Below are 16,058 nucleotides of genomic sequence, written 5' to 3' on the forward strand. Positions count from 1 at the left end.
TTGTAAATATTAGTTATTATTTTTATGTAAGAATGAGGTTGTGACAAATTCGGTTAATGTCTTAACCTCTTCTTTAAATCTTACATACTAATAATAACTAACTATGAAAGCGATGTCGAATTTTTGAGAGCGTTTCCAATGATTTGTGTAAAATTTAACTAATTTTAGTAGGATAATTGCATAAAAAAGAAGCGACGACAAAATCTTATTTAATTTCAAGATTTTATCATTACGCTCCTACGATTGTTATTAAAAATGAAAAAGTATATTCATGCTTTTTCAAGTTAGCCTATTATTATCAAATTATTTAGTTGTACCTCTATATTCAATTCTATGAGGTAATATAACGTTTGGTTCTTCAATTTCTTCATCATTCATATATTTAGTTAATAAACGCATGCCTACTGCACCAATGTCATATAGTGGTTGGATGACACTTGATAATTTAGGTCTAACCATTTCTACTAAACGTGTATTATTAAAAGTAATAATTTGCAAGTCTTCTGGCACTTTAACTCCAGCGTCTAAAGCACTGTGCATAATTCCTATAGCCTGTTCATCACTAATAGATAGAATCGCATCAGGTAAATTATCTTTGATTTCTTCAAATACTCTAATACCATCTTTATAACTTTCTGAACCTGAAAGTTGAACGGTATCATTTAATTTAAGTTGATGTTGATTTAATACTTCTTTCAAGCCACTAAGTACATCATCTTGTGCTTTTTTAGAATAATCACCACTTACTAATGTAAACTCTTTAGCACCAGATTGGATTAATTCTTCGGTAATTTCCTTAGCTGCTTCTTTAAAATCAATGTTTACAGAAGCGATGTTATCATCTTTACCATTAGTGCCTGATACTACAACAGGTACTGATGATTGATTAATTAAGCTTTTAATTTCATCAGAAATAGTACCGCCTAGGAAGATAATGCCATCCACTTGCTTACTTAATAAGTTATTAAAGATTTCTTTTTCTTTTTCAGGATCATTATCTGAATTTGAAATAATTGAATGATATTTATACATTGTCGCAATATCTTCAATACCACGCGCTAATTGAGAATAATAAATATTAGAAATATCTGGAATAATAACGCCTACTGTTGTCGTACGTTTACTAGCTAGTCCTCTTGCCACAGCATTAGGTCTATAATTTAATTTTTTAATTACATCATTAACCTTTTTACGGGTTTCAGGTTTCACGTTCTGGTTACCATTGACTACTCGTGAGACAGTTGCCATTGACACTCGAGCTTCTCTAGCAACATCATATATAGTTACTGTCATAATTTCCTCCTTGTAAGCGCTTTAGTATCTATTATAAAGTGTTTTCATTTTATTTTCAAAGTTTATCATAAAATCTATTCGTACGAAATACGTTAATTATTAATTCACATTTATGTCAATATTTTACGCTAAATAATTGTTTTAGTCGCAAACTCACTTATGTCATAATTAAATTTAATTAGATTTATATAATCAAATTATAGTCTTCAAACTATAGAAATAAAAAATAGCTATCCATTTTCCCAGAAATAATAGTATAGAACATTTATCTCTTTCAGTAAAATGAATAGCTTGATATTGGTCATTATAATAATTTTAGCGTGAGTTATTTTAATTTTTTTGAATTATATAATTCAGCGAGTGGCTTTAATTCACTATAAAACTCATTAAATTCATTTAAATCCATTTGTTGACCACTATCACTTAGTGCTACTGCTGGATTCGGATGAACTTCTGCCATTACTCCGTCTGCGCCTACTGCTAGAGCTGCTTTAGCTGTTGGGAGCATAATATCTTTACGTCCAGTACTATGTGTCACATCGACCATAACAGGTAAGTGTGTGCCTTGTTTTAGAATTGGTACAGCTGAAATATCGAGGGTATTTCGTGTCGCTTTTTCGTACGTACGGATACCGCGTTCACAAAGAATAATATTTTTGTTGCCTTGAGATGCAATGTACTCGGCAGCAAATGTAAATTCTTCAATAGTCGCTGATAAGCCCCGTTTTAATAAAATAGGTTTATTGGTACGTCCTGCTTCTTTCAATAATTCAAAATTCTGCATGTTACGTGCCCCAATTTGGAAGACATCTAAATAGTCATCTGCCACTTCAAAATCTGCAGGATTAACTATTTCACTAACCACATTTAAGCCAAATTTATCTTTTACATTCTTCAGTATTTTAAGTCCTTCAAGACCTAAACCTTGGAAATCATACGGAGATGTACGTGGTTTAAATGCACCACCGCGAATGAATTTTTCTCCTTTAGCTTGTAAATCTTTTGCTACAGCATCTACTTGTTCTTGAGATTCAACTGAACATGGGCCAAATACAAACGATTTATTACCATCTCCAATTATTCCACCATTGTCAAATTTAACTATTGTATCTTCAGGTTTAAGTTTTCTAGATACATATAAATGTTTTTCATGTTCTGATTTCTGTAAATCAGTGGAGGCTTTAAATATCTCTTTGAATAATTGTTTAATGACATTATCATTGAATGGACCTTGGTTACGATCCATTAGATGATTAATCATTTCTTTTTCGCGTTGTGGGTCATAAACTTTTGTACCTTGTTTAATCTTCTCTTCGCCAATTTTTTGCGCTAGTTCCCCTCTTATAGAGAGTAAATCTAAGATTTGATTATTAATAGAAATGATTTCACTTCTATATTGTTCTAACTTTGTTGACACTACTGCTCACCTCAATAAATTTTACTTACTTATTTATATTACTTTAAAGCGATAAAATAATTGTATTTAGATAATATTTTAACAATTACATTCCGAATGTTCAACCGTTCAACGCATTTAGTTTTCAGAATTTTGAGAATTCTATCTTTATATAAATCTTATTTTACATTAAAAATTGAAAAAAGAGCAATGCAAATTCAATCGCATTGCTCTAAATATTAGTGATTAATCATTAAACGTACGTTTGTCTATTTTACTTTTAGCTTTTTCAGTTCTTTGTTTTTGCTTAGCTGTTTTATTATTTTGAACATTTTTCTTATTTTGAGATTTTGGCTTGTTACTATTTGATTGTTTATTGTTTGATTGAGATTTAGTCTTTGATGCTTGATCTTTAGTATCATGAGTAACAACACCATTGTCAAATTTAGCTGAAGAATGTGCTTGATTATTCTTAGATTTAACTTCACCTTTGTTAAAATCTTTTGTTTCTTTTGTAACTAAATTTGGCACTTTTTTATTAGTAGATTTCGCAATTGGTGTTTCTGCTAATAAAGATTTTGTTTTACTAGCTACTGATTTATCATTGCTTAATTTTTCTTGTTTAGCTTTTGCTGCTGAAGCTAATCTATCAGCAGATGATTGTTTAGCATTTCCTGGTGTTTCATTAGTTACTGATGGGTCTGCTAAGTTATTTTCAGCTGCTTCTGTTTTCACTGCATTTTGTTGTGCAGTTAATTCAGATTTGCTTACCTCTTTTGAATCTTTAGCATTTTGAGTGTTATTTTTAGAAGCTGTTTCTGCTTTAGCTTCTTGAATTTCTTGTGCTTGTGGTGATTGATCAGCTAAGTCATCTGATGTTTCTGCTTTTATTGCATTTTGTTGTGCAGCTAATTCTGTAGCACTTGTGTCATTAGAATTATCAGTTGTTGCTTCCGCTTTAGCTTCTTGGATATCTTGCGCTTGTGGTGATTGATTTGCTAAATCATCTGATGTTTCCGCTTTTATTACATTTTGTTGTGCAACAATTTCTTCTGCGCTATTCTCTTGATTATCTTTTTGGTGATTATTTGATTCTGTTGCTTCTGCTTTAGCTTCTTGAATTTCTTGTGCTTGTGGTGATTGATCCGCTAAATCACTAGATGTTTCTGCTTTTATCGCGTTTTGTTGTGCAACAATTTCTTCTGCGCTATTTTCTTGGTTATCTCTTAAATGACTGTTGTCAGTTATTGCTTCTGCTTTAGCTTCTTGAATTTCTTGCGCTTGCAGTGATTGGTCTGCTAAATCATCTGATGTTTCTGTTTTAATTGCATTTTGTTGTGCTTTAAGTTCTTCAGAAGAAACTTTAGCATCTTTTTTATTTCTAAAATCTTCTATTTTTTGTTTAACATTTTCAATGCTACCTTCAGCTTGTTGTTTAATGTCGTTATAACGTGTTCTAAACTCTTCTTCTTTTGCTTTAGCTTGGTCTACTTTTTCTTCAGCTTTATTTTTATAAAATAAGCCTACTGCAGAACCAATTAAAGCACCTGTTATAAAGCTAACTACAAAGTCTTTACGTGAGCTATGAGAGCTATTTCTATGTTGGCTATATTGAGAATGTTGAACATGGCTACTGTTTTGTTGATTTACGCCTTTGCCATGTAAATCTTTACCAGTATTATTTGTTTCCATCTCATCTCTATTGTAATGTTTTGTATTTAAGCCTTGGCGTGCTTTTCCATTAACTTGGTTAACGCCATTATCACGTAAATCTTCACCTGTGTTATTTGTTTCAAACGCATCTCGGTCGTAATGTTTTGTGGCATTTGACTGTGCTGCATCATCTTGTTGGTTTGCGCCTCTACCATGTAAGTCATTGCCTGTATTATTTGTTTCGAATGCATCTCGGTCATAATGTTTTGTGGCATTTGATTGTGCTGCATCATCTTGTTGATTGGCACCATAACCATGTAAGTCATTGCCTGTATTATTTGTTTCGAATGCATCTCTATCATAACGTTTTGTGGCATTTGACTGTGCTGCATCATCTTGTTGATTTGCGCCTTGCCCATGCAAGTCGTTGCCTGAGTTATTTGATTCATATGCATCTCTATTATATTTCTTACTCATGCTAATTCCTCCTATAAGAAATGCACTTAAACAAGTACAAACCTCATTTAAGTGCATATGTTTAAATCGTATTAAAAGTTTTTATCTACGTTAGTAGTGTAATTCTGTGTTGAATGATTTGCATCATTACCTACAGAACCACTTCTGTAGTTTGCACTTCCTCTACGGTAGTGTCTATTTTGCCATTTGTCAGCAATTTCCATTGCAACATTTGACCATTGTACTACTTGAGAAATCTTATCTTCATTTTGAGAAATGTTGTGTGTAATTGAGTTAGTTACACGGTCAACTGAACCATTTAAAGTTTGAACTGAGTCGCCGATACCTTTAACACCATCAACAACTGAATTTAAACGTTCAACTTTGCCTTGGATATCCTCAGTTAAGCGATTTGCTTTGTGAAGTAAATCCGTTGACTCACGAGTAATACCTTGTATTTGACCTTCAACACCATCAAGTGTTTTAGCCACGTGATCTAAATTCTTTTTAACTGAAAGTAAAACCACTACGATTCCAATACATAATACTAAGAATGCAATCGCGGCAATAATTCCAGCAATTGGTAAAATCCAATCCATTAAAAACGCCTCCTAATTACCTTTTAATATAAAAGTCATTAATTATAAATACCCAGCATAATTATATATAAACATATTAAAATTCATTTGTCATGCCGACTTTTTTTTCGTAGGCACGTTGAAGTTTTTGAATGTCTCCTGCGCCCATAAATAAAATTACGGCATTTTCAAATTCTTCTAATACGTCAATATTATTTTCATCGATTAAAGTAGATCCGTCAATACGATTTATTAAATCTTGGATAGTTAATTCTCCATTATTTTCACGAATTGAACCAAAAATCTCACATAAGAATACTTGGTCAGCTTTACTTAACGATTCAGCAAAATCGTCTAAGAAAGCTTGTGTTCTAGAAAATGTATGCGGTTGAAAGACAGCTACAATATCTTTATTAGGGTATTTCTTACGTGCTGTTTCAATTGTAGCACTAATTTCTCTTGGATGGTGAGCATAATCGTCTACAAGTACTTGTTTAGACACAAATGTTTCATTAAAGCGACGTTTTACACCGCCGAATGTTTCAAGTGCTTCTTTAATGTTGTTGACGTCCATTTTTTCTAAATAACTAATTGTAATCACGGCTAATGCATTTTGAATATTATGATCACCGTATTGAGGTGTTAAGAAATGATCGTAATATTCTCCATCAATATAAACATCAAATTCTGTACCTTTATCAGTGATTTGAATATTTTCAGCGTAAACGTCGTCTTTATTATTTAAACTGTAATAATAAATGGGTACGTCTGTTTGTAATTTTCTTAAATGTTCGTCATCGCCCCATGCAATAATTGCCTTTTTAACATTGTGCGCCATACTTTGGAAAGCACTTGCTACGTCATCTATATCTTTAAAATAGTCTGGATGATCGTAATCAATGTTAGTCATAATCGCATAATCAGGGTGATAACTTAAGAAGTGACGGCGATACTCACATGCTTCAAACGCAAAGTAATCACTCGCTGGTAATCCCATACCAGTACCATCACCGATTAAGAAAGAAGTCTTTTTGTCTCCGTTCATAACGTGAGACAACAATCCCGTTGTTGACGTTTTACCATGTGCGCCAGTTACGGCTACAGATGTGTACTGATTAATAACATGACCTAAGAAATCATGGTAACGAATAATATCTAATTTTAATTCATGAGCTTTAACGATTTCTTCGTGTATATCAGGAAACGCATTACCTTGAATAACTACCATGCCTTCTTTAATATTATCAGCACTAAATGGTAGAATTTTAATTCCTTTATTTTTTAATGCTACTTCTGTAAATACATATTTTTCAATATCTGAGCCTTGCACTTCATGCCCTAAATCATGCATGATTTGTGCTAAAGAACTCATTCCTGCACCTTTTATACCAACAAAATGATAATGCGTCATATACATAAACTCCTTTTAAATTAATCTTTCTGTAAATCTGCCTCAGTAATAAATACATCTCTTGGTTTAGACCCATTAGCGCCAGATATATAATCTAGTTGTTCTAATTGATCCACAATGCGTGCAGCACGATTATAACCAATTTGGAAATGTCGTTGAATTAATGAAGTGGATATATGTCCTTCATGAACCATAAATTCGCACACATCATCAAAAAGTTCATCCTGTGCTTGAGTTTGGTTCTTCTTCAATAGTTCCTTTTCCTCAAATAAATAATTCGGCTCTCTTTGATCTTTAATAAAGTCAACTACATCATCAATTTCTTCATCAGAAACAAATGTGCCTTGTACACGTATAGGCTTGTTCATTCCACTACCAAGATAAAGCATATCGCCGTAACCTAATAAGCGTTCAGCGCCGCCACTATCTAATATAGTTCTAGAATCAACACTAGATGAAACCATAAATGCTATACGTGTTGGAATGTTAGCTTTAATTAAACCAGTAATAACGTTTACTGAAGGTCTTTGTGTAGCTACTAACATGTGTATACCACAAGCACGTGCTTTTTGTGCAATACGTGCAATGGATTGTTCAACTTCTTGAGGTGCCATCATCATTAAATCAGCTAACTCATCAATTACAATAACAATTTTTGGCATTCTTTGCTCATATGAAGCTTTCTTATTAAATGCTGTGATATTTCTAACATGATATTGCGCAAATAATTTATAACGGCGCTCCATCTCATCCACAGCCCATTTCAAGCTTTGCGTAGCTGCTTTTACATCAGTAATCACAGGTGATACTAAATGTGGTAAATCATTATAAGGAGCAAGTTCCACCATTTTCGGATCAATAAGTAATAATCTTAACTCTTCAGGGTGATTCTTATAGAGTAATGACATTAAGATACTATTGATACACACTGATTTACCTGAACCTGTGGCACCAGCGATTAAGGCATGTGGTGTCTTCGCAATATCCATTAATAGTGGTTCGTTATTGATACGGTTACCCATGGCTACAGTTAATTTAGAATCGGCATTTTTAAATTTCTGAGTTTCAAGTATCGACTTCAAATTAACTTTAGTCGGGTTCTGGTTAGGAACTTCGATGCCTACAAGACTCGTTCCAGGGATTGGCGCCTCAATTCGAATATCCTTAGCTGCTAAAGCCATTTTAATATCATCTTGTAACGCTGTAATACGCGACACTTTTACGCCTTTTTCCACTGCGAGTTCAAATCTTGTTACACTCGGTCCTCTAGTCACATTTTGAACTTCTGCTGAAACGTTAAAATAATAAAACGCGTCATTCAATTCTTGTTTTTTCTCATCTATCCATGTTTCATCGACATCATATTCTTCAGGCGCTTCTAATAAATCTAAACTTGGCAATTTAATATTAGGCCCTCTTCTAATTATACTTTTAGCACCAGTTTGAGGTGATGTTTGGACAGAATCTTGTTGTTGATGTTGACCTGTTTCACTATGATTTATAGATGTCTCTTCACTTTCATTTTGAAAATGACTCTCTTCAACTTCATCATGAGGTTGAGCAATCGTATCTGAGATTGTTTCTCCCTCATTGTTATCTTCTTGTTCAACGTGATTTTCAATAATATTAGAATCATTATCCATTAAATGATTATCTTCATGTGATGTTTCTAACTGATCATTTAATATATGATTATCCTCATTATTTAACGATTGTGTGTCGATGTCTGCAGTATCATCTTTAGCAGAAGATGAAGAATGTGATTTAGTATCTGTAGATGCATGAGTAGAATTAAATTTAGTTTCTGGTTTTAACTCGGGTACATCAACTTTAGAACGTGTTCGTTTATCTTTTTTTGCATCCATCATTTTTTTCTTATCAGATGGTGTCATCACGACATTAAATGGTTTACTTCCTGGTTTAATATTACGTTTAGGTGTACTTGTTTGTTCTTTTACTTCAGACTCATTATTTTTAATGTCGTTAGACTCGCTATCTTCATTTTGATTTGCCATATTCTCTTCGCTATCTACACTAATACTTTCTTCTTTATTAAGTTCAGCACTAGATGTTGCGTGGTTAATATCAGCGTCTTGTGAGTAATCGTCTTCCGCTTCATCATGATATTCACGATTATCGACACTATGTTTAGGTTGATGTCTATCTTCAGTAACAGCTGCTTGTTCTTGATGATTCATTTCTTCACGGTGTTTAGGTGCATATTCAGTATCTGATTCAACCGCATTTTGCACAAAATCAACGTTAGTATCGGTAGTATCAGTAGATGAAGGATGGGATTGAACCTCTATATCTTCATCCCTATTCTCTTCGCTATTTTCAATTTCACGATAGTTCGCCTCATCGATATCACTGTGGGACTGTTCATGTTGATTTGTTTCATTATCAAAATCTGTAGCTTCAACAATATCTTGATTATCTTCAACGTCATCAGATACTGAGTCAGTTGTTTCAAGTGAGTTATATTCCTCATTATGCTCATCTGCCGATTCAGTTGCATTGACATCACTAACTTTTACATCTTCATCATTCACTTGTTGTACACTAGTAACTTGATTCAAATCAACTTCTTCATAATTATAGTGTGCGTCATCTTCACTGTCTTGTTGTAAATTTTCATCGTGGTTATTTTCATTGAGTTGCTCAGTATCCGTACCCAATGCATTTTCATGTTCTTCATCAAAATGACTCGCATTATCTTCATCATGATCTAGAGAACTTTCACCAATGTACTGTTGGGCTTGTTTCGCGTACATTTCATCAATAGCTTTTTGAATACCATCTTCTTCATCAACTTGTTGGCGCTTATGTTGTAACGCTTGCTTAAATCTAAGTTTCTGTTGAGCTTTACGCTCTCTCTCACGTCTAATTTCTTCAACAATTTGGGAAGCATAGATATTTTCAATATTAACCTTGTTATCTCTTTGAGAGTAACTTGGTGTTTTACTTTTAGATGACTCAATTTCATTGTTAACATCATTCTGATGTTCAACTTTACTACTATTACTTTCCTGTGTAGAAGACGTAGAGTCCTCGTTCAATTGTGCGTTATTCTTTTCATAATTATGACTATAAGAAGATAACGTTACATTGTCATCCTTTTTAGATGATGTTGACTCATTATTGATGTCATTGTCAGCTGGAGGAATAACTCCGTTTTCAATTGGTCGTCGTTTTTTAGTTCCAAATATCGCTGAAGGTACTTCAGACGTTTTAAAGCTTGGTCGATGATATGTAAAATCAGAATTCATTTTATAATCTGATTTAAAGCGCTCTGATTGTAATTTAAAACGATTATGATTTTGAGAACTTCCTGAGTGCTTTGTATCTTTTGTCTTCGATGCACTTGTACTAGTTGTATGAGTATTATAATCGCTCCTACGTGAAGACGAAGTACGACTTTGAGGTGTTCTATTTTTAAATGAAGGTATGCCAGTATCATCATGATTAGTGTGTGTTCTTCTACGTCGTCTACGCGTCTCATTTGAATCATTGTCATAATGACTAATATCATTATCCTTACTCGAATGATGAGAAGCATAATTATTATCATAATCATCAGTACGTTGATGTGACTCTGTAAAATCTGGTTCTTCACTTTCACTATCATAATAAATAGCATCTTCGTAATCTTCAGTATCTCTACCGATATCTATCGGAAAGCGAAACTTGCCCTTAGGACGATCATAAATATCATTATTTTCAGGAAGTAGTGCATCATCATCTTGCATTTTTGAGTCTTGACGTCGTTTGTTCTTACGTCTTAGTAATTCTTCATCAGAATCATTATTGTTGTTAAATAAATCGTCAAACCAACTCATACACTTACCCCCTTCCTTTTTTATTCAAAAAATGCTTTGCCGACTTCATAGTCATCAGATAAAACCATAATACCTTTTTCTTGAGGTGCATTTGGTAAGTCTAATTCTCTCATTGAACAAATCATACCACTTGAATCAACGCCTCGTAGTTTAGCATCTTTAATCACCATCCCACTTGGCATTACAGCACCTACTTTAGCGACGACTACTTTTTGTCCTTCATCTACGTTTGGTGCACCACATACAATTTGTAATGTTTCAGTACCTACATCTACTTTAAGCACACTCAATTTATCTGCATCTGGATGCTTTTCTTTAGTGTTCACATATCCAACTACAAATTTTGGTGATAAGTCTGCATCAAGTTTAAAGTCGATACCGGCTTTTGAAATTGCTTGTTGTAATGCTTCTACAAGTTCAGAAGTTAATTTAATATGGCCGTTATTTTCAATTTGATGATAGTTAGAAAAATTAAAAATGTTAAAACCTACAATTTTATCTTCATGGGTAATTGTAACTACATCATTTTTAGTGTTGTACTCAAATGGACCATCAGTAGGCTCAATTTGTAAAAACGCAACGTCGCCTACGCCTTCTTTATTGTAAAATAAATTCATTGTTATTCTCCTCTATTTGCTTTATTTCTTATTATTATATTTTTTACGATTCGCTTCCAAACGTTGAATCACATTAGGATCACGTTTTTGTTTATTATTTTTACCTAAGATGAAGATAGGTTCGAAATGACCTTTTTCATAACCAAATGATAAGGAAGTAATTGGTACAAGTCCTTTAGTAAAGAACTCCATAGTTAAATGGGCCATCACGTCGTAACCTGTTTTATTGCGAATATCTGCAACGACTAACACATCTTGGTGTGGCACGGCTACTAGCATTTCACCTTCACATTGTTGATAGATATCATCTAAAAACTTAGTGTTTAAAATACGACTCGCGTCATATCCATCATTCGAATTCACAAAATAGAAAATATTACCTTTTACTTCATCTGTTTTAAATTTATTTTGTAATTTGCGCACGTTGAATAAAGACATTTCTTTCACTTGTTGCGCAGTTAATCCAAGTGTTTCAAGCATACTTTCATCAATCAAACGATAGGATTTTCCTAAATCAAGTGCGTAGTAAATGTTAGTTTCAGCAGTATGCTCATCTATAATAAATTTGTGACCTTCTTGCGTCTTTTTATCAAAACTAGTTGCTCGAATAACAGGCATGACTTGGATATCACTCATGCGTGAAAGTCCCTCATCATCCATTTGAGCTACAACTTCTTCGACGTAATACACAATTTCATCAACGATTTTTTCTTTTTGTTCTTCATATTTAGCAACAATCGCGTTTAACTTAATTGTTACACCTTTATGATTGTCTTGTCTGTATATACGTAAGGTTTCTTCCTCACGGTCGAACTTAAAATCGACGTTTAAATGGCTTAAACATTGCTTTAATTTATCTCTCATTTGAAAGACGTTCATAATTAACAACACTCCTATATTCGCACCTTATCATATTTTACAATAAATAAGCATTCAATTACAGAAAAATTCATCTAATATACGAATTCATTTTAATCAATTAAAGTACTAAAAGGTTTATCGCATATAATTTCTGAAATAAAACAATACTATTTCGAATGAAAGTTAACTATATTGATTTAAGAATTCATCAATTTGTTCAATTGATTTACGTTCTTTACCAATATAACTTCCTACAAGTTCTCCTTGTTTATATACTAAAAAACTTGGAATACCCATAATATCATTTTCAATAGCTAAATCTATAAACTCATCTCTATCAACTGATACAAATTTAAAATCTGTGTATTTTTCTTCTAATTTAGGTAGATCTGGTTCAATTACGCAACAGTCTGGACACCATCCCGCAGTAAATTCAAATACTGTGTGACCCTGTTTTAAATCTTCAAATTGTTGTTCAGATTCTAATTTAATCATAAATTTTCTCCTTCATTTTGAAATTGTAATGTATTAATTTGATTATCATCTAAGTTAATTATTGCTTGTTTTAATAACTGACGGGCTGAGAAGTAATCTCGAATATCAAAAATCGCATTGGTACTGTGAATATATCTTGCACATACCCCGATAACAGCTGTTGGAATACCTTGGTTTGCTTTATGAATTTCTCCGCCGTCTGTACCACCTGGAGAAATATAATATTGATGGTTGATATCATAGCGTTCTGTAAGATTTAATAAGTAATCTCGGAACGTAGGTTGAAGAATCATTGTACCGTCTTTAATTCGAATTAATGTCCCCTTACCTAATTCTCCAGATAATTGTTGTTTACCTTTAATATCATTCGCTGGAGAACAATCGACAACAAATGCCACATCGGGTTGAATTAATTCAGCTGCAGCTTTAGCACCTCTTAAACCTACTTCTTCTTGAACATTAGCTCCTACATATAAATCAACATCTAACTCAACATCTTTGAGTAATTCTAATATTTCAATTGCAATGACACAACCATAACGATTGTCCCATGCCTTAGCACTAAAACGATGCTCAGTTAATTGTGTGAATGGCGCATAAGGTACAATCGTGTCACCGATTTCGATACCACGTTCTCTTACTTCATTATCACTTTCAGCTCCGATATCTAACATTAAGTCTTTAATTTCTGGCGCTGCTTCGTTACCAGTTCTAAAATGTTTAGGAATATTAGCAACCACTCCAATTACATTTTGGCCTTCTCTATTTTTAACCTGTAATCGTTGACCTTGCCAAATATCATTTGCTACGCCACCAAGATTGGTAAATTGTAACATCCCATTAGAAGTAATATTCGTCACCATGAATCCAATCTCATCCATATGTGCAGCAATCATTACACGTTTCGCATTTGCCTTCTTAGACTTCTTAATACCGAAAAAACCACCCATGTGATTCGTCACAAACTCATCTACATAAGGTGTCATTTCTTTTTTCATAAACGCACGCACTTGTTCTTCAAACCCTGGTGCGCCATGCAATTCTGTTAACGTTTTAATACGTTCTAAAGTTTTGTCATTTTGCATCTTATAAACACGCTCCTTAAATGTATTATATCATTTTGATTATGGTAAACTAATGATATGAACTAATTATAGAGAGGTAAGGATTATGACACGTCAAACTTATAAATACATCTCCATTCCTGTAGCTCTAACACTTGGTTTATCTACAGCGATTGTGTTTTATTTTCTTTTTGAAAATAACAGAGTTAAAGACCCTGGCAAAATATTAGAAGAAGCGAAATCTTATTTCATGGACATAAAAGGCTCGTACATTCTTCATCAGCCATTTGTCGACGATAACCTCTATTCAGAAAGATTAATTTACCAAGGTGGCATTACACAAAACAAACATAATAAGATTATTGAATACGTGTTCTACGCAGACGCTAAAACAGGTGAAATCTTAAATATTCAAGAATTATAATTATCGATATCTTTTAAAAGCAAAATATAGAGAGAAATGCTAAACAATCAAAAAGCACCAAGCAACGATCTATAGTTGCTTGGTGCTTTTACTTGTTCTCTTAAAACTATAAAAAATAAGCTAGTACATTAATCATTGGCGTCTTCCAATGTAATTAATGTGAGTCTAGCTTAACTAACGTTTAATATTATCATGAAACTTAGCTTCCATACGATAAATACGTGAGCCCTTATCAGAGAATTTCTTTTCATATTCAGTTAAGATATTATCTTCGTCATCTTCATCGTGAAGATTTAAATTTAATTTAGTAAAATACATACCGTATTGCGACATACTTTCTAAACTGAAGGCAAACAATCCTCGATTATCTGTTTTAAAATGAATTTCTCCATCTTCTTCAAGAATTTGTTGATACAACGCTAAAAACGTATGATATGTTAAGCGACGTTTAGCGTGTCTTTTCTTAGGCCATGGATCTGAGAAGTTTAGATAAATTCGAGATACTTCATTATCTTTAAAATATTCATTTAATTCAATTGCATCGTTACAAATCATTTTTAAATTTGTGAGGTTTTGTTCTTTCACTTTGTCTAGAACTTTATACATAACGCTTTTTTCTCGTTCCATAGACACGAAATTAATCTCAGGATATTTAGCAGCTAACGTCGTAATAAATTGTCCCATACCAGAGCCAATTTCAATATAGATAGGTTGTTGTTTATCAAACCATTCCGTCATTTTTCCTGCATGTGTACCGTCCATATCCACTAAATCCGGATGCGATTTTAAATAATCTTCCGCCCATGGTTTGTAGCGAACTCTCATACGTGATATCTCCTTAAATAAATAAGTTACTATTCATAACTTCATTTAAAAATTTTAACCAAGTGTTCATATCTTTAAATCTCTTTTGTTCTTCATACCATTGCACCATGCCAATAGATTGAATAACTGTATACCATTTCATACGTTTGTTTAAATCAATCGTTTCTTCGACACCATACGTGCTAAACCATTGAGACCATTTCTTCTTGGGAACGTAGTTGTAGAGCAACATGCCTATGTCTATCGCAGGGTCAGCAATCATTGCGCCTTCCCAATCCACTAAGTACAATTCATCTCTGTCAGATAACAACCAATTATTATGATCAACATCACCGTGAACTACTGTAAAGAAACGTGGATCTAAATTTGGTATATGCTCTTCTAGATAAGTTAAAGCTTTACGCACGATATGATGAGTTAACACCTCTCTGGATAATGAAGTATTAATTTTTTTCAACATAATTGTCGGCGTAATAGGTTCCATTTCCATGCGTTTTAGCATATTAAGTAATGGTTTAGAACCATGTATTTTCTTCAATAATTCAGCTACTCTAGTTTGATACATTTCAGAAGGCTCTAACTCTCTACCGTTCTTCCAATGTTGAGCTGTAACGACTTCGCCTGTTTCAATACGTTTCGTCCATACTAATTTAGGTACAATGCCTTCTGCTGATAACGCTGCTATAAATGGATTAGAATTACGTTTTAAGAATAACTTCTGACCATCTTGTTCAGCCATATATGCTTCACCTGAAGCTCCGCCAGCTGAGTCAAGCGTCCACCCTAACTGATAAAACTGCTCCAACTCGTTCACCTCACTTTCAATTAGAAAATGGCTCGAGAAATATAGTTTTCAAGAGCCATATATTCTAATTTGTTATATCCCGTTGTTGGAATAACGCGATTACACTATGTTTTCATAGATATTAATTTTAAAATAATTAGTTTTTATTGTCCCTTAGACGTTTAAATATTAATGACGTCTCTTTAATCACTCATTGATGATTTTATAATTTTTAGCCTTATTTTTCAACTGAAAATGAGAAACAAAAAGATACATTTTACTAGTCTGAGATGGCTAAAATTCCGTTAAATCTTTAAGTAACAGTATATCATATTATTACCCTATTTGCCGGACAATTTTCG

General features: G+C 33.1%; 13 protein-coding genes. 1 reads left to right on the forward strand and 12 read right to left on the reverse strand.

Features of this window, described 5'->3' with window-relative positions; all coding sequences use genetic code 11:
• Nucleotides 1–303: 303 nt before the first annotated feature.
• The 10 genes from ccpA to FH144_RS07545 form a co-directional block, all read right to left on the reverse strand.
• Nucleotides 304–1,293: a catabolite control protein A gene (gene ccpA, locus FH144_RS07500; protein WP_198611607.1), complete on the reverse strand. Its 990-nt coding sequence runs from the start codon at nt 1,291–1,293 to the stop codon at nt 304–306.
• Nucleotides 1,294–1,618: 325 nt separating this feature from the next.
• Complete coding sequence (locus tag FH144_RS07505; protein ID WP_242314779.1) at nt 1,619–2,710, reverse strand: bifunctional 3-deoxy-7-phosphoheptulonate synthase/chorismate mutase; 1,092 nt, start codon at nt 2,708–2,710, stop codon at nt 1,619–1,621.
• 225 nt (nt 2,711–2,935) lie between these two features.
• The gene (locus tag FH144_RS07510; protein ID WP_242314781.1) at nt 2,936–4,819 is read right to left on the reverse strand and encodes a smooth muscle caldesmon; all 1,884 of its coding nucleotides are present in this window, start codon (nt 4,817–4,819) and stop codon (nt 2,936–2,938) included.
• A gap of 71 nt (nt 4,820–4,890) precedes the next feature.
• Nucleotides 4,891–5,397 (reverse strand): DUF948 domain-containing protein, encoded by a 507-nt coding sequence (locus FH144_RS07515; protein WP_107505912.1) that lies wholly within the window; start codon nt 5,395–5,397, stop codon nt 4,891–4,893.
• 76 nt (nt 5,398–5,473) lie between these two features.
• The gene (gene murC / locus FH144_RS07520) at nt 5,474–6,787 is read right to left on the reverse strand and encodes a UDP-N-acetylmuramate--L-alanine ligase (RefSeq protein ID WP_242314782.1); all 1,314 of its coding nucleotides are present in this window, start codon (nt 6,785–6,787) and stop codon (nt 5,474–5,476) included.
• 20 nt (nt 6,788–6,807) lie between these two features.
• A complete protein-coding gene (locus tag FH144_RS07525; protein ID WP_242314784.1) occupies nt 6,808–10,626 on the reverse strand; it encodes a DNA translocase FtsK in 3,819 nt (1,272 codons plus the stop codon).
• Between the two features lie 20 nt (nt 10,627–10,646).
• A complete protein-coding gene (gene ytpR, locus FH144_RS07530; RefSeq protein ID WP_198611611.1) occupies nt 10,647–11,243 on the reverse strand; it encodes a YtpR family tRNA-binding protein in 597 nt (198 codons plus the stop codon).
• A 21-nt stretch (nt 11,244–11,264) separates the two neighbouring features.
• Nucleotides 11,265–12,122 (reverse strand): DUF1444 domain-containing protein, encoded by an 858-nt coding sequence (locus FH144_RS07535; protein WP_242314786.1) that lies wholly within the window; start codon nt 12,120–12,122, stop codon nt 11,265–11,267.
• A 165-nt stretch (nt 12,123–12,287) separates the two neighbouring features.
• A complete protein-coding gene (locus tag FH144_RS07540; RefSeq protein WP_242314788.1) occupies nt 12,288–12,599 on the reverse strand; it encodes a thioredoxin family protein in 312 nt (103 codons plus the stop codon).
• On the reverse strand, nt 12,596–13,684 hold the full coding sequence (locus tag FH144_RS07545) for a M42 family metallopeptidase (RefSeq protein WP_242314791.1): 1,089 nt from the start codon (nt 13,682–13,684) through the stop codon (nt 12,596–12,598). Before FH144_RS07545 ends, FH144_RS07540 begins: the two co-directional genes overlap by 4 nt.
• An 85-nt stretch (nt 13,685–13,769) precedes the next feature.
• On the opposite strand from FH144_RS07545, the gene FH144_RS07550 reads away from it, so the two are divergent.
• Nucleotides 13,770–14,087 carry a PepSY domain-containing protein gene (locus FH144_RS07550; RefSeq protein WP_242314793.1) on the forward strand — a complete coding sequence of 106 codons (318 nt, stop codon included), beginning with the start codon at nt 13,770–13,772 and terminating at the stop codon, nt 14,085–14,087.
• Nucleotides 14,088–14,261: 174 nt separating this feature from the next.
• Here the strand turns inward: FH144_RS07550 and trmB are convergent, their stop codons facing one another.
• Nucleotides 14,262–14,912, reverse strand: coding sequence for a tRNA (guanosine(46)-N7)-methyltransferase TrmB (gene trmB / locus FH144_RS07555; RefSeq protein ID WP_242314794.1), 651 nt, complete (start codon nt 14,910–14,912; stop codon nt 14,262–14,264).
• Between the two features lie 13 nt (nt 14,913–14,925).
• Nucleotides 14,926–15,717 carry a phosphotransferase family protein gene (locus FH144_RS07560; RefSeq protein ID WP_107507559.1) on the reverse strand — a complete coding sequence of 264 codons (792 nt, stop codon included), beginning with the start codon at nt 15,715–15,717 and terminating at the stop codon, nt 14,926–14,928.
• Between the last annotated feature and the right edge of the window lie 341 nt (nt 15,718–16,058).

This window comes from Staphylococcus sp. acrmy (assembly GCF_022690565.1).
Taxonomy (GTDB): domain Bacteria; phylum Bacillota; class Bacilli; order Staphylococcales; family Staphylococcaceae; genus Staphylococcus; species Staphylococcus caledonicus.